Raw genomic sequence first — 22,159 nt, 5'->3', positions numbered from 1 at the left:
CACCGCAGTCGCCGCCTGGGTCTGGACGGCGCGAATGAGACCTGCTGAGTACCCCGAGCGGACGAGGAGCACCACCAACGTGAGACGGTTCTAATTTGACGCCAGCCAGGCCGAACTCGTACAATCCGGCACACTATCCCGACTGATGGAGTTGACATTGGGTGTCATCGGTATCCATTCGTTTCGCTATCTCAAGCTCTGCGTGGTCCTCGTGCTCGCCGCGCTGGCCTGGTCCCTCGCGGCTCCCCACTGCGTCGAGGCGTCGCCGTCGTCGAGCGCGTGTGACGTGTCGATCGCAGGGTCGGGGTGCTGCGGCGCCTCGGCGCCGAAGGCGCCGGACTGCGACACCAACTGCCTTTGTCCCTGCCCCTGCTCCCAGGTCCCCGGGTTCAGCAGCACTCCCAAGATCCAGCCCCTGGGCGTCACTTCCGTGGTGCCCCCCTGCCGTGCGGCCGCTCTCCCATCGGCCGTCGAGGCCCCTCCCGCTCCCGTGCCCATCGCCGGCTGACCCGCTCCGCCGATTCCAACCCTTTCCGGTCTCTTTCTCCCTCGACGACGCCCGCGCCCCGAATGCGGCGCGGTGCGCGGCGCACCTCGTGCGAGGTGCGCTGCGCGGAGGAGCGGTCATGGCCACACGGGACAAACCGTTTGCGTCCAGGGTCCTCGACACCCTGGCCTCGCTCAAGCTCACGATCTTCCTGTTCTTCGCCCTGGCCGGGACGAGCGTCTTCGGCACGGTGATCCAGCAGCAGGCCGACCCTCACGCTTACATCGAGTCGTACGGGCCGACGCTGGCGCGGGTCTTCGAGGTGCTCAACCTCGTGGACATGTACCACTCATGGTGGTTCGAGCTGCTCCTCGCGCTGCTGCTCCTGAACACCCTGGTGTGTTCGCTGCGCCGGCTCCCCGCCGCACTGCGTTCGATTCGGCGCGACCAGCACGTCACCGCCGGAGAACTGGCGACCAAACCCTTGCAATCGTCCTGGGCAACGCGGGAGGGCGCGGCCGGCGTCGTGGAGGAAGTGCTCCGGGAGAAGCTGGGCACTCCCAGCATGCATCTCGAGGAAGGGGCCTTTGCCTGGTTCGTCCAGAAGCAGCCCTGGGCCCGGCTCGGGGCCTACGTGGCCCACGCGAGCCTCGTGCTCTTCTTCCTCGGCGGCATCGTCGGCGCGCGCTACGGGTTCAAGGGCTTCGTGAACATCGTGGAGGGCGAGTCAGTCGCCTCCGTCCAGCTCCGGGACGGCGGGATGCTGACGCTCCCCTTCGAGATCGCCTGCGAGTCCTTCGAGCTCCACACCTACCCCGACGGCCGCCCCAAGGACTACTTGAGCCGGCTCGAGGTGCGTCGGAACGGCAACGTCGTGGAGAAGAAGACCATCGAAGTGAACGACCCCCTGATCCAGGACGGGATCTACTTCTACCAGTCTAGCTACGGCAAGAGCGGGGGCGGCGCCGTCCTCAAGGCCGTGAGCCCGGGGGGCGACCAGGTCCTGGCACCGGTGCAGGTCCCCGAGGAAAGCACCATACGGGTCCCGGGAAGCGATCTCTCCGTTGAGGTCGTGGCCACGGCAGAGAACTACAACGGCTTCGGCCCGGCGGCCCAGCTCGTCCTCGTGGCCGAGGGCCCGAACAGCCACGCCCACGTCGGCGAGCCCTTTGTGGTGCTCCAGAACTTCCCCAACTTCGACCAGCGCCGCGGCGGGGAGCAGGTCTTCCAGCTCGCGGGCCTTCTGCCCGGCCGGTGGTACACGGGGCTCCAGGTCGCCAAGGACCCCGGGGTCCCCCTGATCTGGGCAGGCTCGCTCCTGCTCACCCTCGGCACCCTGATGGCGTTCTTCGCCTCCCACCGAAGGGTCTGGGTGCGCATCGAAGACGGGCGGCTGACCCTCGCCGGCGCGGCCTCGAAGAACTTGTCCGCGTTCCGGGACGCCTTCGAGGAACTGGAGCGAACGTTGCGCGAGCGGACCGAACTCACTTCCCGGGCGCAGCGCGCGGCGGGCTGAGGAGGAGAACGGAATGAACGTCACCCTGTTCAACGCGAGCATGGTCGCGTACTTCGCCGCTACCGTGCTCTACGCCCTGCACCTGGTCGCGCGGCAAGAACGCCGCCTCGGTGTCGCCGCCTCGGCCGTGTGCCTGGCCGGCCTCCTCATCAACACCGCGGCCTTCGCGGTGCGCTACCTGGAGAGCCAGAAGCTCGGCTTCGCCTACATGCCCCTCTCCAACATGTACGAGTCGAAGGTCTTCTTCGCCTGGTGCATCGTGGCCGTGTACCTGATTTTCGAGTGGCGGCTCGGGACCAGGGCGCTGGGGGCTTTCGTGGCGCCTCTCGGGGGGCTCTCCATCGCCATCGTGTCCCTGAACCCCAGGATCTCGGCGGAGCTCCAGCCCCTGGTGCCGGCGCTCCAGTCCAACTGGCTCACCGCCCACGTCGTGACCTGCTTCCTCGGGTACGGCGCCTTCGCTATCGCCTTCGCAGTGAGCCTGGTCTACGTCTTCCGGGGTGACGGGACCGGAGGCTCGGTGCCGCCGCGCAAGGCCCTCGACGACCTCTCCTACCGGGCGATCGCCTTCGGCTTCCCGTTCCTCACCGCGGGCATCCTCACCGGGGCCATCTGGGCCAACTACGCCTGGGGCACCTACTGGAGCTGGGACCCGAAGGAGACCTGGTCGCTGATCACCTGGTTCGTCTACGCGGCCTACCTCCACGCCCGTTTCACGGCCGGCTGGAAGGGACCGCGCCTGGCCTGGCTCTCCATCGTGGGCTTCGGGGCCACCATGTTCACCTACTGGGGCGTGAATTTCGTGCTCTCCGGGCTCCACAGCTACGGATGAGCGACGCGGGAACCAACGGTTCCCAGGAGAAGAGTGCAATGTCCTACAAGATTTCGAAGCTGGCCCCGGTCTGGACGCTGGCCGTCGTGCTGAGCTGGACCGGGCAGTCCCTCGCCTTCGGCGACGGCGGCTGCGGAGAGGGCAAGTGCACCGACTGCCACAGCCTGAGTCGGGAGGAGGCGGGGAGTCTCCTCGGCGGCATGGTCGACGGCGTCCTGGATGTGCGGGAGAGCAAGGTCCCAGGCCTCTGGGCCGTGGACGTGGAGAAGCAGGGGCGGAAGATTCCGGCCTACGTCGACTTCTCGAAGCGCTTCCTGATCGCCGGTGACGTGGTCGAGATCCAGAGCCGGGAGAGTCTCACCCGGGAGCGGGCCATCGGGCTGAACCGCGTGGACGCGGCCTCGATCCCCTTGGACGACGCCGTGGTGATCGGCGATCCGAAGGCGCCCCACAAGGTCGTCGTCTTCGACGATCCGGAGTGCCCCTACTGCCGGAAGATTCACCCCGAGATGAAGCGCGTGGTGGAACAGCGCCCCGACGTCGCCTTCTTCGTCAAGATGTTTCCCCTGAAGAGCCACCCCGACGCCCGGCGCAAGGCCCAGGCGATCGTCTGCGCCCGCTCCGAGGCCCTGCTCGAAGCCAGCCTCGAAGGCAGGCCCATTCCCGACCCGACCTGCGAGACCGACCAGATCGAGAAGAACGAAGCGCTGGCTCAGGCCCTCGGGATCCGCTCCACGCCTACCCTGGTCTTCCCCGACGGGAGAGTGGCTCCCGGCTACAAGACGGCGGAGAAGATCCTCGCGTACCTCGACGAGGACCAGAGGGCCCCGAAGTGAGATCTCGCCTGCGGAGCGGGGGCGGCCGTTGGCGGGCGCTCGCGGCCGGGCTCGTCTTCGTCCTGCTGCTCCCGACCTCGGTGTTGGCGGGCACGGCCTTCCTGCTCTGCACCGGGGAGGACGGGCACGCCGTGGTGGAGGCCGGCGGCCACGCAGCCCATCGCCATCACGACAGGGAGCCCGACCAGCACCGGCCGGCCTCCGGCTCCTCGGAGACGCCGCCGGACGAGCACACCTGCGAGCACGAGGAGATCTCGGTGGACGGGCTGCGCCGCAGCCGGTCGGCTCTCGGGGGTCCGGCGCACGGTGTCGCGCAACCTCCCATGCTGACACTTCCCGTGTCCGGGGGCGCCGTTCTCTTCAGCCTGCGCCTGAAACATCAAGGCCTCTCCCCTTCGCCTCCCCCCGTCGCCCTCCGCTCCATCCGGAGCATCATCCTGCGGATTTGATCCCTCCGGTCCCCGCCGGGACCGGGTCCATCCGACCCCTGCTCGTTCTCGGCGCGTCCGGCACGGCCTCAGAGGGCCTGCCAGCGGCCTGCCGCGATTGTCCCACTTGCGCGCCCGAGGTCCCGAACGCGGGCGGCAGCAAAGAACCCACTCACTGCTTTCGATTTCGGAGGAGCGACATGACACCACCGAGAGTTCTCTGGCTCGCCGGGGGCCTGGCCCTGGCCCTGGCGAACCAGGCCGGGGCGTCCGGCGGCCTGACCCTGGAAGAGGTCACCGCCCGGGTCCTGGCCGGGCACCCCACCCTGCAGGCGGCCTCGGCCGAGGCCGCGGCCCGAGAGGGCGCGGCCCTTCAAGCCGGGCTCCGTCCAAACCCCGAGGTCTCGCTGGAAGTCGAAGAGCTGGGCGCCGCCGGGGGCGGCGACGCCCTCGAGACGACCCTGGCCCTGGAGCAGGCCCTGGAGCTGGGCGGCAAGCGGGCGAAGCGGCGGCAGGCGGCCGCCCTGGAAGCCGACCTGGCACACTGGGACCAGGCGTCGGCTCGGCAGGACCTCCTGGCGGAGGTGCACACCGCCTTCTTCGAGGCCTTGGCGGCCCAGGAGCGGCTCGCCCAAGCCGAGGTCCTGTCCGACCTGACCGAGCGCGGCCTCCGGGCGGTGGAGGAGCGGGTAGACGCCGGGAAGGTCTCGCCCATCGAGAAGACCCAGGCCCGGGTCGCCGTCTCCTCGGCGCGGATCGAGCTGCGACGGGCCCAATCCCGGTGGGAGGGGGCGAGACGGCGCCTCGCCGCGCTCTGGGGCGGGACTGGGGGCGAGGTGGGGACCCTCGCGGGTTCCCTCGCGGCCGCTGTGCCCTTCCCGCCCGAAGCGGAGCTCGAAGCGCTCCTGCCCGACAACCCCGACCTGGCCCGGTGGGAGGCCGAGATCGCCCAGAAGAAGGCAGGCCTTGAAGCGGCGCGATCCCTGGCCGTGCCCGATCTGACCCTCTCGGGCGGGCTGCGCGCGGTGGGCGCCGGGGACGAGGTCACCGGCCTCGTCGGGGTCTCCCTGCCGCTACCCCTTTTCGACCGGAACCAGGGGGGAGTGGGGGAGGCGCGGGCCGGTCTCAACAAGGCCCGGGCCGAGGCCCGGGGGGCGCTCCTGCGGCTCCGGGCTGAGCTCGCGGCCGCCTACCAGGAGGCGGAGACCGCGCAGGTCGAGGCGCAAACCCTGACCGAGCGCCTCCTGCCCGACGCCGAGGCCGCCTTCGAGGCGGTTCGGGAGGGGTACCGCCTCGGCAAGTTCGACCTCCAGCGCCTCCTCGACGTCCAGCGCGCCGTGGTGGAGGCCCGCACCCAGCTCCTGGACGCCCAGGAGGTCTACCATTTGGCCAGGACCCGCCTCGCCCGTCTGACGGGGAGGCTCGCTTCTGCAAACTCCGGCGCCCCCCAGGGCACCGAGACCCGATAGAGGAGACCCAGCCATGAACCGGAAGATCGCAATCGCGACCACCTGCCTGCTCGCCGCCCTCGCTTGGGCGTCCCCCTCCCTCGCCGCCGAGGACCAGCACGGGACGAAGGGCGTGGAGCATCAAGAGGAGAAGCACGAGGACGGGGACCACGAGGACGAGCGCGGCGAAGAACACGGCGAGGAGCACGACGAGCACGAGGGCGAGGGCCGAGTCCACCTGGACGCCCACGAGCTCAAGGAGCTCGGAATCGTGGTCCGCACCGCCGGGGCCGGCAAGCTCGGCCTCGTCCTCAAGGTCCCGGGCAAGGTGGCCATGCCCACCGACCGGCTCGCCCACGTGGTGCCCCGGGTGCGGGGCTACGTCCGGGAGGTGCGGGTGGGGCTCGGCGACCGGGTGAAGGAGGGCCAGGTGATGGCCGTGCTGGAGAGCCCGGAGCTCGGGGAGGCCAAGGTGGCCTTCCTCTCGGCCGCCCAGGAGACCCAGCTCGCCCGCACCGACCTGGAGCGGGCCCAGGCGGTCCACGACAACGTGCAGAAGATCCTGGAACTGCTCGACCGGTCACCGTCCCTGGAGGGCCTGGAGTCCCTGGACGGCTCCCAGGCCGGGGAGTACCGCAGCCGCCTCGTCTCGGCCTACTCCGAACAGACCTTCGCCCAGCAGACCTACCAGCGGGAGAAGACCCTCTTCGACAAGCAGATCTCCAGTCAGGAGGAGTTCCTGGCGGCCGAGAACGCCCTGCAGAAGTCCCGCGCCGAGTACGCCTCGGCCCGGGACCAGGTGGGCTTCGAGGTCCGCAAGGCCCTGCTGGAGGCGCGCCACGCCGCCGACGTCGCCCGCTTGGGGCTGCGGTCGGCGGAGCGCAAGCTCCACGTGTTCGGCCTGGACGAGCCGGCGGTCCAGCGCCTGGCCGAGGACCAGGAGCCCGAGGATCGCCTGGCCTGGTACGAGCTCAAGGCCCCCTTCGCCGGGCAGGTGATCGAGCACCACGTGACCCGGGGCGAGCTCCTCACCGACGAGACGGACGCCTACGTGGTGGCCGACCTGGCCACGGTGTGGGTGGACCTCAGCGTCTACCCCAAGGACGTGGGCCAGGTCCGCGCGGGGCTCCGGGCCATCGTCTCCACCGGCGACGGGCTCGCTGCCGAGGGGAAGATCACCTACGTGAGTCCCGCCGTGGATTCCGAGACCCGGGCCGGGCTGGCCCGGGTGAGCCTGCCCAACCCCAGGGGGGCATGGAAGCCGGGCATGTTCGTCAACGGCGAGGTGGTGGTGGACGAGGCCGACGTGGCGGTGCTCGTGCCCCGGACCGCGCTCCTCAACGTGGACGGCCGCACCGTGGTCTTCGTCCAGGAGGGGGACGGGTTCGAGGCCCGGCCCGTGACCGTGGGGCGCGGAAACGAGCTCCGCGCCGAGATCACCGCCGGGCTCCAGGCCGGGGAGGCCTACGCAACCGAGGGCGGCTTCGGCCTCAAGGCCCACCTCGCCAAGGGCAGCTTCGGCGACGGCCATAACCACTAAGGACTGGAGAGGAGACCGACCATGGAAAAGCTCATCCAGTTCACCCTGCGCAGCCGCCTGCTGATGGTGGCCCTGGCCGCCCTGGTCATGGGGGCCGGGGTCCTGAGCTACCGGTCCCTACCGGTGGACGCCTTCCCCGACGTGACCCCTGCCCTGGTGCAGGTCTTCGCCGAGACCGAGGGCCTGGCGCCCGAGGAGGTGGAGAAGTACGTCACCTACCCGATCGAAGCCGTCATGAACGGCCTGCCCAACCTGAAGGAGCTCCGCTCGGTCTCGAACTTCGGGCTCTCGGTGGTGAACGTCTACTTCGAGGACGGCACCGACATCTACTTCGCCCGCCAACTCGTGAACGAACGGCTCCAGGAGGCCCGGGAGCAGATCCCCGAGGGCTTCGGCGAGCCCGAGATGGGCCCCATAACCACGGGCCTCGGGCAGATCCTCTTCTACTTCGTGGAAGACGAGACCGGCAAGCTCGGCCCCGAGGAGACCCGGACGATCCAGGACTGGCTGATCAAGTTCAACCTCCAGGCCGTGCCCGGCGTCACCGAGATTCTCAGCCTGGGGGGCGAGGTGAAGCAGTTCCAGGTGGCCGTGCGGCCCATGGACCTCGTGCGCTACGGCCTCGGGCTCCACGACGTGGTGGAGGCGCTGCGGGCCAACAACGCCAACGCCGGCGCCCAGTTCATCGTGAAGAACAAGGAGGAGTACATCGTCCGGTCGGTGGGGCTGGCCGAGGACGCCGCGGACCTCGAGCGGGTGGTGGTGAAGTCGGTGGGGGGCACGCCGGTGTATCTCAGCCAGGTGGCCGATGTGGAGATCGGCGGGGAGATCCGCCGGGGGCTCGCCACCATGGACGGCAAAGGCGAGACCGTGGCCGGCATGGTCCTGAAGCTCATCGGCACCAACACCTCCCAGGTGATCGCCGACGTCAAGGCGCGCCTGGCGGAGGTCAACAAGGTGCTCCCGCCCGGGGTGCGGGTCGTCCCCTACTACGACCAGGCCACCCTGGTGGCGAAGTGCGTGGCCACGGTGACCGACGCCCTGGTCCAGGGCATCGCGCTGGTGGCCCTGGTGCTCCTGCTCTTCATGGGAGGACTTCGGCCGAGCGCGGTGGTGGCGCTCTCGATTCCCTTCTCGCTCCTCTTCGCCTTCATCCTGATGAAGGTCCTCGGGGTCTCGGCCAACCTCATGAGCCTGGGGGGGCTCGCCATCGCCATCGGCATGCTGGTGGACGGCACCATCGTCATGGTGGAGAACGTGGACCGGATGCTCCGGCAGTCCGACCCGGCCGAGCCCCGGGTCCACGTGGTGGCCCGGGCCTGCGCCGAGGTGGGCCGGCCCATCCTGTTCGCCGTGTCCATCATCATCCTGGTCTTCTTGCCCCTCTTCACCCTCCAGGGGGTCGAGGGCAAGACCTTCCGGCCCCTGGCCGAGACCGTGTCCTTGGCCATGCTGGGGTCGCTCCTCTTCGCGCTGCTCCTGGCGCCGGTGGCCGCGCATCTCCTGATGCGGCGCCCGAAGGGCGAGGCGGCGGAGAGCCGGGTGGTGCGGGTGCTCCTGGTGCCCTACCGGCCCCTGGTCCGCCTCTTCGTCCGCTTCCGGCTGGCGGCCGTGGTCCTGGCCCTCGGCATGCTCGCCGCCGGCGCCTGGGTGCTCCCGCAGCTCGGCTCGGAGTTCGTGCCGAGGCTCAACGAGGGAGACCTGCTCGTGCGCGCCACCATGGCGCCGTCGATTTCACTCGAGGAGGCCCGGGACACGATGCTCCGCTTCGAGCGGCGCCTCATGGCGCAGTTCCCCGAGGTCACGCGGGTGGTCACCCGGGTGGGGCGGGGCGAGGTGGGGGCCCACGCCGACCCGGTGAACTCGGCCGAGGCCTTCGTGGCCCTGAAGCCCGAGGCCGAGTGGACGACCGCGAAGACCCCCGACGCCCTCTACGCGGCTATGGGCGAGGCCTTCGAGAGCTTCCCCGGCACCCAGTTCAACTTCACCCAGCCCATCGCCGCGGCGGTGGACGAGCTCCTCACCGGCACCAAGGCCGAGCTCGCAGTGAAGATCTTCGGGCCGGACATGGAGGTGCTCAAGGAGGTCTCGGCCCGGGTGGAGGCCGTGATCCGGGAGGTGCCCGGCGCGGCCGACGTGCAGCGCGATCAGGTGAGCGGTACCCCCCAGGTGCGCGTCACCATCGACCGGGACGCCATCGCCCGCCACGGCATCAACGTGGCCGAGGTCCAGGAGGTGGTGAGCGCCGCGGTGGGGGGCGAGGAGGCGGGCCAGATCTTCGAGGGCGTGGCCCGCTTCGCCATCGTGGTGCGCTACGCCAAGGCCGACCGCGCCACCCCGGAGGACATCGGGCGCATCCTGATCCCGGCGCCGGCCGGGGGGCTCGTGCCGCTCCGGGACCTTGCCCGGATCGAGGAGATCGTGGGCCCTCGCCAGATCACCCGGGAGAACAACCAGCGCTTCATCGCCGTGCAGTGCAACGTGCGGGGCCGAGACATCGGCACCTTCGTGGCGGACGCCCAGGCCGCCATCGACGCGGAGGCGAAGCTCCCGCCCGGATACCTCGTGGAGTGGGGCGGCCAGTTCGAACTCCAGCAGGAGGCCAACAAGCGGCTCGCCCTGGTAGTACCGATCACCCTCCTGGTGGTGTTCCTGCTCCTCTACTCGAACTTCAACTCGCTCAAGAGCTCGCTCCTCATCATCCTCAACATCCCCCTGGCCCTGGTCGGCGGCGCCGTGGCCCTGTGGCTCACGGGTCAGAACCTCTCGGTGCCGGCGTCGGTGGGGTTCATCGCGCTCTTTGGCATCGCGCTCCAGAATGGGATGGTGCTGGTCCAGTACCTGAACCAGCTCCTGCGGGACGGGGTGCCCCTGGCCGAGGCCTGCGTCGAGGGCGCCTGCGTGCGCCTGCGGCCGGTGCTCATGACCGCGATCACCACGCTCCTGGGGCTCGCGCCGCTCCTGGTCTCCACCGGGACGGGGAGCGAGGTGCAGCGGCCGCTGGCCACCGTGGTGGTGGGTGGCCTCGTGACCTCCACGGTGCTCACCCTGCTCGTGCTCCCCGCCCTCTACAAGTGGTTCGCCATCGACCCCAACCGTTCGGTCCAGACTCTGTGAGGAGACCCCGATGAAAGAGATCAAGGCGTACATCAAGAAGCACAAGCTCGCGCCCGTGACCCTGGCCCTGCACAAAATCGAGGGCCTCACGGGCATCAGCGTGACCGACGTCCGGGGCTTCGGCCGTGGGCGGGCCAAGGACCAGCCGCATCGTGTCGTGGACGATCTGATCGACTATGTCACCGGCGTCAAGCTCGAGATCGTCTGCCGGGACGACCTGGTGGACGAGGTCATCCGCACCATCCAACAGACGGCCCACACGGGCCTCAAGGGCGACGGCAAGATCTACGTCTCCGACGTGGAGCAAGCGGTGCGAATCAGCACCGGCGAGCGCGGCGAAGGCGCCGTCTGAGGGAGGAGAAGCGCCATGAAGAACGTGCTGAGATTGGTGTTGGTCTTCGGGTGTCTCGGTCTCACGTTGGGGTGCGCGGCAACCGGCATCACGGTATCCGGCGGTCCTGCGGTCCCCGTGGATGTAGTGGAGGGAGTTGGCCCGCGCGTGACCGGAGTCGCGGCACACCGGGAAGAACAAGGCCTGGTCGTCACGGGAAGGGTCGAGAGGCTCTTCCCCTCCCCGGTCCGGGGCCATGTGGACGTGGCGGTCCTGGACGCTGGTGGACGCCCGGTGGCGGAAGCCAGCGCCGACCCCTTCCCCCACCACATGCAGCGGGGTGGAAAACAGTCGGCACGGTTCACGGCTCGTCTGGCCGAGTCCGTGCCGGACGGCGGCGGGGTCCGGGTGCGCTACCACGCCAAGGGCTCTGCGGGGAGCTCCGAGGCAGGCTGCGGGGAAAACGCGGCCGCGAGGGGCGCCTGACCCCGGGCCCACATGCTGGGAGCGAACCCCGGATGAATCCGCTTGCGGGGACGCTCGCCAGGGGGACTGCGGTCCTCCTGGCGGGCCTTACCCTGCTCGGGTGCACCGCACCCCGAGCCGAGCAGGGCCCGAGTTCCGCGGCGACCAACGTGGACCGGGCTGCGCGCCGTGAGGCATTCCGCCTCCAGACCCGGGTCTGGGGAGAGGGGCGAGATGTTCGGGTGGAAGGGGTCGTGCACAGGGGCGGCGAGGCTGCCGAAACGGGCCACGCCGACATCGCGGTATACGCGCCGGACGGGTCACTTCTCGCCACGGCCAGCGCACCTTACCATGTCATAAGAACGGAAGAGGGACGTCCGGCCGTGTCCTTTGCCGCGCGCTTGCCCGGTCTGCGCGGTCGAGGAATCCGCCTAAGAATCCTGCCCCACGGGACACTCCTCGACGCGGGCGGGACGTGCGGCGAGAACACCGCGATCGAAGAGGAGCGTGACCGCGACCGCTGACGACCGGCAGACGCCAAGTCCCCCGGTGTGTGTAGAACCGGCGGTCCCTCTCGGGGGACGGCTTTCCAACGCATGCCGATGTCGCCGAGCCCATGAGAGACGCCTCACGATCCCGTCCCAAGCAGTCGATAGGTTCTTTATCGGCCCGCCGTCGCCATGCGAAAACAATCACTTGACCCGTGACGTGCAGATTCCCTATCATCCTACTTGAGGTTCATCTGGGGCTGAGGAGATTGAGTGGCTTTTTCCGGTCGGGTTAACAGCATCTGGGTCATGTGCCTCGTCCTCGCGGCATTCGTCGCGCAGACGACCGTTGTGCCGCCGTGCGCCAGCGCACGGAGCGATGAGGCGGAGGAGACGCAGATCTGCGCCACGGTCTGCTGCCGGCGGGAGACCCCCCGCGACGGCGAGCGGAACTGCCCCAGCATGCTCTGCAGTTGCTGCGCGCCCTATGTCGCCTCCACTCCCGCCGCTTCGTGCGATCCTCGAGTCCAAGCGTTGGACCCCGACGAACTGCCCCGCAGGGCGCCCCTGACGCCTCTGGAACCACTCCCCCCCGTTCCCATCTCTTCCTGATCCGCATCCCGAGCCGGGCGTTTCGGCGGGCCGGGCGTGATCGCCCCGCGCCGTAGCGTCGCTTTGCCGCGCCGTCGCACAACATGGGGCTGCGACGGCCATCACAGCGGCAGTTGCTCACCGTTTCGTGACGATTGGGGCATCTGATGGGAATTCACAGACCGGCCCGAGGGCTCTTGGCGGCCCTCGGCTCTCCCAAGGTTTCGTTATGTCTTCTCGCAGCGTTGGCGCTGGCTGGCACGTTCGCGGCGTCTGGACGTTTCCGGGGCGCACCCGCCGGATGGGCTGAGGCGGCGGCGACGTCGCCGGTGGCGGCCCTCGCCCCTCTCCTATGGGTTCTGGTGGCAGGCCTTTCCGTGAGCGCCGTCGCTGGTTGCGTGGCCAAGCCGGCGGCGGAGTCCACGGGCGTCGGACCCCGGGTCCGGACCGGCCTCCTGGTTGCCCACAGCGGCCTTCTCCTGGCACTGCTCGGGCATGCGCTGGGGGAGGGACGGGGGCTTCGGGGGCAAGTGCTGGTCCCGCGCTTCGGGATCGCGAACACCGCAACGCTCCGCGACGGCACCGCCGTCCCTCTCCCGTTCGCGCTGGAGTACCCGCCGGAAGGCGACCCGAATCAGGGGGGCGTCGTCGTGCGACGCGCAGGGGAAGATGCTGGCGACACGACTCCCATCCGGGCAGGCAACACGGTGTGGTTCTCGGACGGCCTGCGCCTCTACCCGGCGGGCGAGGTCCGCGTCGGAGCGCGAGGGGTGCTCAGCATCTTCGACCGGGATGGGACACCTCTGCTGGATGGACTGGAAGTGGGGGAGGGAGACGCGGTCGCCGTACCCGGCACCGGAACGCAGGTCCTGGTGACCGGACTCTGGGAGAGCCGAAACGATCTCGGCCCGGCGGTTCGCCTGGTCGTTCGCGACCCGCTACGCGGAGCCGACTCCTTCCTGGTCTATCGCGCCCTGCCCGGCCTGGACCGAGCACGCGGCGGGGCTCTGTTCTTTCGGTTGACCGAGTTCACGCCGGGGTGCGAGTACCTGCGCTTCTGGGTAGTGAGGGACCCGGGATTGGCCTGGGCCGCGGCCGGCGGACTCCTCGTCTTCGCCGGGGCGCTGGCCGCGGTCGGAGGCACCCGCCGAGTGCCCCGAATCGTGGCCTATCTCCGGCTGACCGTCGACCGGATCCCGCCGTCCCTCGGGGCAAGCCCTATCCCACCGCATGCCTCCGGGCGGGGAAGCACGACGGCTGGCCGCGCCCTCTTCGACCATCCGAGGGCGAACGAAAGGAGCGTGCCTGCATGAGACTGCGACGCTACCTCCAACTGGGCACGAGCCTCGGGGCCAACGGCTGGCTCAAAGGCTACTGGGCCAAGGCCGTGTACCAGGGGGCGGGCAAGGGGTTCTGCATCCCGGCGCTGAACTGCTACGCCTGCCCCTCGGCCTTCTTCTCCTGCCCCCTCGGGTCGCTCCAGCACTTCATGGTGGTGCGCTCTATCCCCTACTACGTGATGGGGTACCTGGGCGCCGTCGGCGCGTTCATCGGGCGCATGCCGTGCGGCACGATCTGCCCATTCGGGTTCTTCCAGGATCTCCTCTACAAGCTCCGGTCGTTCAAGATCCGCATCCCGCGGTACCTCCGGCCGTTTCGCTACATCGTGCTGGTCGTGCTGGTGTTCGTCCTGCCGTGGGTGACGGGCCAGAACTGGTTCTCCAAGCTCTGTCCCGCCGGGACGTTGGCCGGCGGCCTCCCGTGGGTGACGATCAGCGGGGACATCCGGAACATGATCCAGGACCTCTTCTGGATCAAGCTGGCCATGCTGATCTTCTTCACCACTTCGTCGATCATCGCCAAACGCCCCTTCTGTCAGACCACGTGCCCCCTGGGGGCGATCTTCGGCCTCTTCAACCGGCTGAGCTTCGTGCGCCTGCACTGGGACGCCAAGACCTGCACCCACTGTGACAAGTGCTTCGAGGTCTGCCCCATGGAGATCAAGGTCTACGAGGGAGAGAACACCGGCCAGTGCATCCGGTGCCTCGACTGCACCGCATGCGAGGCCATCACGGTGACCACGGTGCTCTCGCGACCAGAAGGGGAGCAGCCCGCGGCGTTTCCGGAGCCGGCCCGGGAAGTAGCGTGACCGGCCGGGCGCGAACCTTCTGCCGGAGGGGTTGACCATGGAAGATCTTCTCGAGTTCCTGGAAGCCGCCAACAACTGGGCCTCGGTGCCCCTGGGCCTTGCCCTGCTGCTGCTCGTCACGGCGGGCAGTGGGTTGTGGAGGTCCCGGTGGAAGAAGGCACTCTGGGGCGCCGGGCTCCTCCTGCTGGCCGCCACCTTCTACTTCGGGGTCGCCCGCCACGAGTGGGGCGAGGTGCTCTTCAACGGGCAGCTCCTCTGACTGAGCTGCATCGGGGTCGGGTGACCCCCGGACGAGTCATCGGGATCGCGAAGGCTGCGCCCCGCGCCGGGGCGGGAAACGGGAACGACCACAATCACAATGGACACCATGCGAACGACCGCGAGCTTCCTCACAGCCGCCCTCTTGTGCCTCGCCGCTCCGGGCGTGCCGTGGCCGGCGTTCGGCGCAGACAAACCCCAACCCGGCGCCGCCGCCACCTCCTTCACCGCACCGCTGTTAGAAGACGGAGACCTGGAGCTCGGCCCGCATCTGGGCAAAGACGTCATCCTGCTCGACTTCTGGTCCATCTACTGCGTGGCTTGCATGGAAGAGATGCCCAAGATCATCGACCTCTATGAGCGGTACCGGGAGAGGGGCCTCGTGGTCGTGGGCATCAACCTGGACAGCTTCGGCTCGAAGCGGGTCGTCCGGTTCGTGGAAGGGTTGGACTACCCCATCCCCTTCCCCCTGGTGATCGACAAGCGCCGGCAGGTGGCCGGCGATTACTCCGTGAGCGTGCTCCCCACCACCGTACTCATCGACCGGCAGGGCAAGGTCGTCGATTACCACGTGGGCTACGCCCCGGGGGACGAGATCAAGCTCGAGGAGAAGGTGAAGCAGGCCCTGGGCGGGGGGAACTGAGGTGATCCGCCGAACCCGGAGGCTCCTGTCGGTGGCGGGCTTCCTGTTCCTCGGGGCTGCTTGTGCCACCCCACAACCCCACACGGGTCCGGGAACCGTGACGTGGCGGGGGGAGGTGCGGGTCACCGAAGACGTGACCGTTCCCCGCGGTTCGCGCCTGGTCCTGGAGCCGGGCACGGTGGTCCGCTTCGCCTACCGGGATGACGACGGGGACGGGTGGGGAGACGCCGAGGTGCGCATCGAAGGGGACCTGGTCGCCGTGGGCACCGCCGCCGCGCCGATCGTCTTTACCTCCGAGGCCGAGCCCGTCGAGCCGGGGCAGTGGGGTGCGGTGCGCGCGGACTTCGGAACGGTCGACGTGGCGTACGCCGTGGTGGAAGGCTCTTCGCGCGGGCTCCACGTCCACTTCTCGAAGGGACGGATCTCGGACTCGGTCTTCCGGCACAACGTGGACGGCACGCGCTTCGGCCAGTCCACCCTCGCGGTGGAACGCTGCCTCTTCACCGGCAACGTCGGCAAGGGCCTCAATCAGCGCCGCTGCCGGAATAGCGTCGTCGGAAACGTCTTTCGCCGCAACCGCAACGGGATCTTCCTCTTCGAGACCGACGAGGGCTCGGCGTTCGAGCGCAACGTGTTCCGGGAGAACGACCACCCGTTCCGGCTCGGGGATTTCTTCACCGGCGCCGTCCGCACCCGGGGCAACGACTGGGGCGGAGCGCCCCCCTCGGGCGAGGACGCGGGCGCCGGCCGGCCGGAGGCCAGGCTCGAGACGACTCCCGGGGAGGTCTCGGAGGCCGGGCCCCGCGGATGGCCCCGATGGGACCCCGCCAGGGACGAAAGACCGGGGGAGACGGAATGAATCGTTCGGCTGTTTGCGCCTTGGTCGCCGGGGGCCTTTTCGCCTTCACCCTGGTCGCCGGTGAGGCGAGAGCAGAGTTCGGGGGCCTCCCCGGGTACGCGGGCAGCGACACCTGTGCCCGGTGCCACCCGGAGGTCTACGCCCAGTGGCGCCTGAGCTCCCACTCGCGGATGCTCGTCGATGCGGTCCGGGATCCGTTCGCGATCCTGGCCACCGACTTCAACGAGGACATCCCCTTCGGCCGGGAGGACGTCGTGTACGTCCTGGGGAGTCACTGGGTCCAGAAGTACCTCACCCGGATCGACGGGGTCCTTTACGTCCTGCCCAAGTACTGGAACGTCGCCAAACGCAAGTGGGAGCCTTACAGCATCTGGAACTGGCGGGAGCAGCCCTACAACGTCCACTGCGACGGGTGCCACACGGTGGGCTTCGACCCGGAGACCGAGAGCTTCTTCGAGCCGGGCGTGGGCTGCGAATCCTGCCACGGCCCGGGAAAGAAGCACGTGGAGACGGGAGGGCGTCTCTCGGAGATCGTCAACCCGGCCAACCTGCCACCCGACCGGGCCCAGATGATCTGCATGGCGTGCCACACGGACGGCACCGACACGGTCACGGGCAAGTACCCCTTTCCCGTGGGCTACGTGCCCGGGGAAGACCTCAACGACTACCTCACCGAGTTCTTCATGCCCAAGCCCAACAGCAAACGGTGGTACTGGGGCTCCATGGACTTCCTGGAGCGCCAGCGCATGTGGCGCTTCTTCCAGTCGAAGTTCTACTCCACCACGCGGGCCTGCGAGGTATGCGGTTTCGACCGGGGGATCTCAGCGCCCAAGGAGCGGATCATGGGCCCCAGCGAGTACTGCGGCACCTGCCACAAGTACCGCAGCGAGAACTTCCTACAGCACTCCGGGCACCGGCCGGAGAAGGTCGAGTGCCGGGACTGCCACGTGCCCCGGATGGCGAAACGCGGGACGACCTACTCGATCCACGACCACAAATTCGACTTCAGCCAGCCGGCCCCGGCCTGCACCGAGTGCCACGAGCCCGGGAGCGTGTCCGGAGACCGGTGCCAGTACTACGCTCCGGACTTCCACCTGTTGCCGGTCCGGTACCCCCGGGAGATGACCACGGCGGAGGCGTGCGTGTACTGCCACAACACCCAACTCAAGGAAGACCGAGACGACGGGTGGGCCCGGCAGGAGTCGAGACGCATCGTGGACCGGTTCCTGATCCAATGACACGTGCAAGAGGCAAAACGACACAGGAGGAAGCTCGGTGATGCGAAGGATGATCGCGACGGGCGCGTTGGCGCTCACGCTCGGCTCGGGGCCGAGCGCGGCGGAGATGCTGGACCCCGCCGGGTACGCGGGGAGCGACCGGTGCGCCGAGTGCCACAAAGAGAAATACGATGGCTGGAAGGAGACCTTTCACGCCACGGTGGTCAAGGACGCCAAGAAAGACCCATCGGCCATCCTCGGCGACTTCACCGCGCCCGGCCTCCCCTTCACGCGGGACGAGGTGGAATACACCATCGGCGGGCACTGGGACCAGCGGTACATGAAGAAGATCGACGACGACTACTACGTCCTGCCGAAACTTTGGAGCGTTCCGTCCCGGACCTGGCAGCCCTACAACGTGTGGGGGTGGCGCAAGATGCCGTACAGCAAGTACTGCCGGGGGTGCCACGTGACCGCCTACGAGCCCGACACGGGCACGGAGACGGAGCACCGGATCGGGTGCGAGTCGTGCCACGGCCCGGGCAAGGCCCACGCAGAGGCGGGAGGCGAGGCCGCCATCGTCCAACCGGCGAAGCTTCCGGAAGACCGCCGCAAGATGATCTGCGCCGCCTGTCACGTGCGAGGGAAAGACCCCTCGGGCACCTACCACTTCCCCGTGGCCTTCACGCCGGGGGAAGACCTCGGCCACCACTACGTTCCCAACGACGTGCAGCCCGGGGAGACCAATTCCCAGGCGATCCTGCGCGCCTACGACAAGTGGCAGGAGGACCGCAAGGCCGGCAAGAGCAAGTGCGACGTGTGCGGCATCCCGGGCGCTCCCGAGACCAAGAAGAACGAGAACGCGGCGGCCCTGGACTTCTGCTTCGGCTGCCACGAGTTCAAGGAAAAGTACCCCGAGCACACCCGCCACCCGGCCGGCACGGATCTGGCCTGCTTCGACTGTCATGTCCAGAAGACGAAGGACATCATGAACGTGTCCGACGAGCAAGACATCCACTCCTACGGGTACTTTCTGGTCCACGTGCAGCAGTGCTACGACCCCGAGATCGAGAAGTACTGCGGCAAGTGTCACGAAGGCCGGGATCTCGAATGGTCCCGACGGCTCGTCGAGCAGTGGCGGGCGCCGGGGCGGATCGACCACTGAGGAGCACACCATGATGCGGAGAATCGCCCTGCTCGCCGTCGTTGCGGCCGCTGCCGCTTCTTTCCCCGGGCTCGTGCCCCGCGCCGCAGCCCAGGACACGGCCATGCGGCTCCAGCTCGGGGACCGGGCTCCGGACTTCACCCTGGAGGAGTTCTCTACCGGCCAGCCGATCTCGCTGGGCCAGTTCCTGCGCAAGAAGGTGGTGATGCTGGAGTTCTGGGCCACCTGGTGCGACATCTGCAAGAGCGAAATGCCTCGGCTGGTTCGGGAGTACGAGGAGTACAAGGACAAGGGGTACGTGCTCCTCGGGATCACCCTGAGCCGCGGCGACAAGAAGGACCGGGAGAAGATCCGGGAGCTCAAGGAGAAGTTCGGGCTCACCTACCCGCTGCTCTTGGACACCGAGTTCGAGGTGGCCACCAAGACCTACGGCCTTTCGGGACCGATCCCGCTCAAGGTGATCATCGACTGCCAGGGCGTGATCCGCTACAGCCACGTGGGCGACTACGCCGACGGCATCAGCGAGGTGCCGTTCGTGCTCGACGAACTGTTGGCTGACCCGGCGTGCAAACCGTGATACGGCCGTGACAAAGTGGGCCCTCGCTGCGGGTTTCATCGCCTTCCTCGGGCTTCTCGGGTGGGCGCCCGCCTGGGGTGCGCCTCCTCCGGAAGTGGCTCGATTCGACGTCCCGCACGAGGCGCGGATTGTCGCTGGCCAGACCCTGTCCGGCAGCCCGATTTGGTCCGGCGACCTCCGGGTGGTGGGACCGGTGGTCGTGCCCACGGGCGCCGCCCTCACCCTCCAGCCGGGCACGCGGGTCTTCTTCGACCTGCCCGAGACCGAGGAGCTCGAACCCGACTCGGCCTGGATCACGGTCCACGGGAGGATTCACGCCGAGGGAACCGAGGAGGCCCCCATCCTGTTCACGCCCGTGGAACCCCGCCAGAACCCGCTGGAGAACATGGTGGACGTCCGGGAGGCCCAAGACGCGCGCTTCCGACACTGCGTGTTTCGGCGGGGTCCGTGGGGACTCCACCTCCACGACACCCGCGGGACCGTGGAGGCGTGCCGGTTCTGGGACAACTACGGCGGCGTGCGGGGCCGGGGCGGCGAGATCGTGCTGCGAGCCAATCGGTTCGAGGGCAACCGGATCGGCGTGCGCCTGTGGCGTGCCTCCCCGGTGATCGAAGGCAACTCCTTCGTCGCCAACCTCACCGGGATCTTCTTCCGCCAGGAGGTCGAAGGTGCGCTGGTCAGGCACAACAACTTCGGTGATCTGGAGTACGCCGTCAAACTGGGAGAGCTGCAAACCTCGGATGTGGACGCCTCGAACAACTGGTGGGGCGCAGCGGACTCGACCGCCTTGGCGCAGAAGATTTTTGACGGAGCCGACTCCGAAGGGGTCGGTCGGGTGATCGTCGAACCCCGCCTCTCCGGCCCGTGGGCCCCCCGGGAGAGACGACCGTGATCCCGAAAGCGAAACGACCGGGGCACGCCAGACCGCCCCGGCCCCTGCTCGGGCTGGTCGCGGGGCTCGTGCTGTTCTCGTCCCTACCGGCTTGCCGGCGTGAGTCGCCCGCCCGTGCTTCGCATCGGGTACATGATCTGCAACTCCCTCGAAGAGACCCGAGAGAGGTTCGACCCGCTCACGGCGTATCTCTCCGAATCCACCGGGGCTCGATTCGAGGCGGTGTATCTGGACACGGTCGACGTGGAAAGCGCTTATCAGCAGGGGGATTTCGAGTTTACCCACACGAACTCGCTCCTCTACGTGGTCCTGCGCGAGCGCCACGGCGTGCGACCGATCGCGGCCGAGAGGCGGGGGGCGTTCGGGGCCAGGACCCGCGGGGTGATCATCGCCCGCAAGGACTCGGGGCTCCAACCCCTGGCCGACCTCAAGGGCAAGCGGGTCGTCTTCGGGCCGCAATGGGCACCGTTCGGATTCCTGGCCCAGTACGCGCTGATGCTGGAAGGGGGCATCGACCCGGAACAGGACCTGGCCTACTACGGAATCCCGAGAGGGAGCATGAAGCACCAGAAGATCCTCTACTCCGTCCTGTACGGCGGCTTCGACGCCGGCACCGCGCCCCTGATCGACCTGGAGGAGATGGGCGCCGACGGGCGCGTGGCGCCCGACGATTTCACCGTGTTGGGCCGCAGCCCGCTGGCCCCCTACTGCACCTTCGCCGCGGCCCCCGGCGTCTCCGATGCCTGGGTCGGCAAGGTGCGCGCGGCCCTTCTGGCCCTCGACGACCGAACCACAGCGCCTACCGGCGGGGAAACCCTTCGGGTGCTCAAACGGGCGCAGATCGCGGGTTACGAAGCCCTGACCGACGCCGACTACGACGAGATCCGCCGCTGGGCGCGGCTGGCGAAGATGCCGCCCTACGAGGAGTACTAATTGGCTCGCGTGGTGGCTCGTTGCGTAGACACCGTTGCTTGGATCGGCCGAGGCCGGACGAGCCGAGCACCATGAGGCCTCTGCTCTTGGTGCTGCTGGTGCCCCTAGTCCTAGTGTTCGGCTGTGCGGGGCCCCGGCTGGTGGGCGAGGTGATGCCCCTGGCGGGGCCACGGCCGCCGGGAAACGGCACGGTGGAGGTGGGCAGGCCCTACTTCGACTTCGCCGCCCCCGCCCTCGGCGGCGGGGTGGTCACCCTGTCCGAGATCGTGGGGCAGAAGGCCATTCTGCTCCAGTTCTGGAGCATCTCCTGCGCCCCATGCCTGGAGGAGTTCCCGCTCCTCTCCCGGCTCCAGGCCGAGTACGGGGGGCGGGGGTTCCAGGTGCTCGGGGTCAACATTGACAACGGCGGGCCGGCGAGGCTTCGGGAGACCCTGCAGACGCGGGGGATCGTCTTTCCGTACCCGGTGGCGCTGGACCCGGACCTGAGCGCCTCGGCGCGCTACGCACCGTGGGCCGTACCGGTCACGGTGCTCATCGACAGGACCGGCATGGTGAGGGCGGTCCACACGGGGTTCAAACCTGCACTCGGAGCGGTGATCGAAGAAGAAGTGCAGAAACTTCTGGAGATGTGCAGGCAATGAAGCAACTGAACGGCGTCTCGGTCCTCTTGGGTCGGATCTGGAGCAGCGTCAGGGAGAGCAGAAAGATGAACGAAGCCGGAGCCACCCGCGGGGACGATCGGCAGAGGACGATGACATGCCCCATCTGCTTGGCCCTCGCCATCGGCGCGTTGCTGGTAGCTGCGGCAACCGCCAGCGCGGGCTGGGATCCTCCGGGCTGGCGCCGTGCGCCGCCCAAAGAGGCGGAAGCTTCGACCAACCCGGTGGCCCTTCCGCTGATGTGGGCGGTCCGACTGTTCCAGACCACGGTGAGCCGGGTCGACGGGCCCCGTTGTCCGAGCTACCCCACCTGCTCGGCGTACGCTGTGGAGGCGCTGCGCGAGCACGGACCGGTGCTGGGGATTGCCCTGACGGCGGGACGGCTCCTGTCCGACGCCGACGAGGCGGCGTTCTCACCGCGGATCTTCGTAGGGGGCAGATGGCGGGTGTACGCCCCCGTGGAGGACGACCTGGCCTTCCTGAGAGGCCGGCTCGACCCGTGAGGCGACTCTTGTTTCGAAGCCCACGCGGCACGTGCTGCAGAGCCGGTCGCGCGCGGAAGAGCAACCGATGGGGTTCCTCAAACCGCGGGGGCGAACCGCTGCCCTCGCCCTGCTCGGAAAGGAGACGGAGATGAAGAAGCTCACCTATGTGAAACCTCGCGTCGTCGGCACTTCGTCCGTCCACCCCTGTTGAGGCGCCGGGGGGGAGGGCGGCTCGCGGCCGGC

Annotated in this window: 22 protein-coding genes; all 22 read left to right on the top strand. The window is 68.7% G+C overall.

What is annotated here, in order from left to right:
- Nucleotides 1-157 precede the first annotated feature (157 nt).
- The 22 genes from AB1578_05325 to yidD all read left to right on the top strand — a co-directional run bounded on the left by AB1578_05325 (nt 158) and on the right by yidD (nt 21,934).
- The gene (locus AB1578_05325) at nt 158-508 is read left to right on the top strand and encodes a hypothetical protein (GenBank protein MEW6487323.1); all 351 of its coding nucleotides are present in this window, start codon (nt 158-160) and stop codon (nt 506-508) included.
- Between the two features lie 118 nt (nt 509-626).
- On the top strand, nt 627-2,003 hold the full coding sequence (locus AB1578_05320) for a cytochrome c biogenesis protein ResB (protein ID MEW6487322.1): 1,377 nt from the start codon (nt 627-629) through the stop codon (nt 2,001-2,003).
- A 13-nt stretch (nt 2,004-2,016) separates the two neighbouring features.
- A complete protein-coding gene (gene ccsB, locus AB1578_05315) occupies nt 2,017-2,835 on the top strand; it encodes a c-type cytochrome biogenesis protein CcsB (GenBank protein MEW6487321.1) in 819 nt (272 codons plus the stop codon).
- 38 nt (nt 2,836-2,873) lie between these two features.
- Nucleotides 2,874-3,671: a DsbC family protein gene (locus tag AB1578_05310; protein ID MEW6487320.1), complete on the top strand. Its 798-nt coding sequence runs from the start codon at nt 2,874-2,876 to the stop codon at nt 3,669-3,671.
- A complete protein-coding gene (locus AB1578_05305) occupies nt 3,668-4,120 on the top strand; it encodes a hypothetical protein (protein MEW6487319.1) in 453 nt (150 codons plus the stop codon). Before AB1578_05310 ends, AB1578_05305 begins: the two co-directional genes overlap by 4 nt.
- Nucleotides 4,121-4,299: 179 nt before the next feature.
- Entirely contained in the window at nt 4,300-5,568 is a 1,269-nt protein-coding gene (locus tag AB1578_05300; GenBank protein ID MEW6487318.1) for a TolC family protein, read from the top strand.
- Nucleotides 5,569-5,581: 13 nt separating this feature from the next.
- Entirely contained in the window at nt 5,582-7,087 is a 1,506-nt protein-coding gene (locus AB1578_05295) for an efflux RND transporter periplasmic adaptor subunit (protein ID MEW6487317.1), read from the top strand.
- 21 nt (nt 7,088-7,108) lie between these two features.
- On the top strand, nt 7,109-10,204 hold the full coding sequence (locus AB1578_05290; protein MEW6487316.1) for a CusA/CzcA family heavy metal efflux RND transporter: 3,096 nt from the start codon (nt 7,109-7,111) through the stop codon (nt 10,202-10,204).
- Nucleotides 10,205-10,214: 10 nt separating this feature from the next.
- Nucleotides 10,215-10,556: a P-II family nitrogen regulator gene (locus AB1578_05285; GenBank protein MEW6487315.1), complete on the top strand. Its 342-nt coding sequence runs from the start codon at nt 10,215-10,217 to the stop codon at nt 10,554-10,556.
- A 15-nt stretch (nt 10,557-10,571) separates the two neighbouring features.
- Entirely contained in the window at nt 10,572-11,021 is a 450-nt protein-coding gene (locus AB1578_05280; GenBank protein ID MEW6487314.1) for a hypothetical protein, read from the top strand.
- Nucleotides 11,022-12,456: 1,435 nt separating this feature from the next.
- On the top strand, nt 12,457-13,392 hold the full coding sequence (locus tag AB1578_05275) for a hypothetical protein (GenBank protein ID MEW6487313.1): 936 nt from the start codon (nt 12,457-12,459) through the stop codon (nt 13,390-13,392).
- The gene (locus AB1578_05270) at nt 13,389-14,228 is read left to right on the top strand and encodes a 4Fe-4S binding protein (protein ID MEW6487312.1); all 840 of its coding nucleotides are present in this window, start codon (nt 13,389-13,391) and stop codon (nt 14,226-14,228) included. The genes AB1578_05275 and AB1578_05270 overlap by 4 nt, the downstream gene beginning before the upstream one ends.
- A 37-nt stretch (nt 14,229-14,265) precedes the next feature.
- Nucleotides 14,266-14,487, top strand: a complete 222-nt coding sequence (locus tag AB1578_05265) for a hypothetical protein (protein ID MEW6487311.1) — start codon at nt 14,266-14,268, stop codon at nt 14,485-14,487.
- A 108-nt stretch (nt 14,488-14,595) separates the two neighbouring features.
- Nucleotides 14,596-15,129, top strand: coding sequence for a TlpA disulfide reductase family protein (locus AB1578_05260; protein ID MEW6487310.1), 534 nt, complete (start codon nt 14,596-14,598; stop codon nt 15,127-15,129).
- Nucleotide 15,130: 1 nt separating this feature from the next.
- Nucleotides 15,131-15,988 carry a NosD domain-containing protein gene (locus tag AB1578_05255; GenBank protein ID MEW6487309.1) on the top strand — a complete coding sequence of 286 codons (858 nt, stop codon included), beginning with the start codon at nt 15,131-15,133 and terminating at the stop codon, nt 15,986-15,988.
- Nucleotides 15,985-17,226 carry a multiheme c-type cytochrome gene (locus AB1578_05250; protein ID MEW6487308.1) on the top strand — a complete coding sequence of 414 codons (1,242 nt, stop codon included), beginning with the start codon at nt 15,985-15,987 and terminating at the stop codon, nt 17,224-17,226. Before AB1578_05255 ends, AB1578_05250 begins: the two co-directional genes overlap by 4 nt.
- A 40-nt stretch (nt 17,227-17,266) precedes the next feature.
- A complete protein-coding gene (locus AB1578_05245) occupies nt 17,267-18,370 on the top strand; it encodes a multiheme c-type cytochrome (protein MEW6487307.1) in 1,104 nt (367 codons plus the stop codon).
- 10 nt (nt 18,371-18,380) lie between these two features.
- Nucleotides 18,381-18,947 (top strand): TlpA disulfide reductase family protein, encoded by a 567-nt coding sequence (locus tag AB1578_05240; GenBank protein ID MEW6487306.1) that lies wholly within the window; start codon nt 18,381-18,383, stop codon nt 18,945-18,947.
- A 7-nt stretch (nt 18,948-18,954) separates the two neighbouring features.
- A complete protein-coding gene (locus AB1578_05235) occupies nt 18,955-19,839 on the top strand; it encodes a right-handed parallel beta-helix repeat-containing protein (protein ID MEW6487305.1) in 885 nt (294 codons plus the stop codon).
- A gap of 114 nt (nt 19,840-19,953) precedes the next feature.
- Nucleotides 19,954-20,772 carry a phosphate/phosphite/phosphonate ABC transporter substrate-binding protein gene (locus tag AB1578_05230; protein MEW6487304.1) on the top strand — a complete coding sequence of 273 codons (819 nt, stop codon included), beginning with the start codon at nt 19,954-19,956 and terminating at the stop codon, nt 20,770-20,772.
- A gap of 71 nt (nt 20,773-20,843) precedes the next feature.
- Nucleotides 20,844-21,413, top strand: a complete 570-nt coding sequence (locus AB1578_05225) for a TlpA disulfide reductase family protein (protein ID MEW6487303.1) — start codon at nt 20,844-20,846, stop codon at nt 21,411-21,413.
- 242 nt (nt 21,414-21,655) lie between these two features.
- Nucleotides 21,656-21,934, top strand: a complete 279-nt coding sequence (yidD, locus tag AB1578_05220) for a membrane protein insertion efficiency factor YidD (GenBank protein MEW6487302.1) — start codon at nt 21,656-21,658, stop codon at nt 21,932-21,934.
- Nucleotides 21,935-22,159: the final 225 nt, after the last annotated feature.

The organism is Thermodesulfobacteriota bacterium (genome assembly GCA_040756475.1).
In the GTDB taxonomy this organism is placed as follows: Bacteria; Desulfobacterota; Deferrisomatia; order Deferrisomatales; family JACRMM01; genus JBFLZB01.
This window is presented reverse-complemented; position numbering and strand designations above follow the sequence as displayed.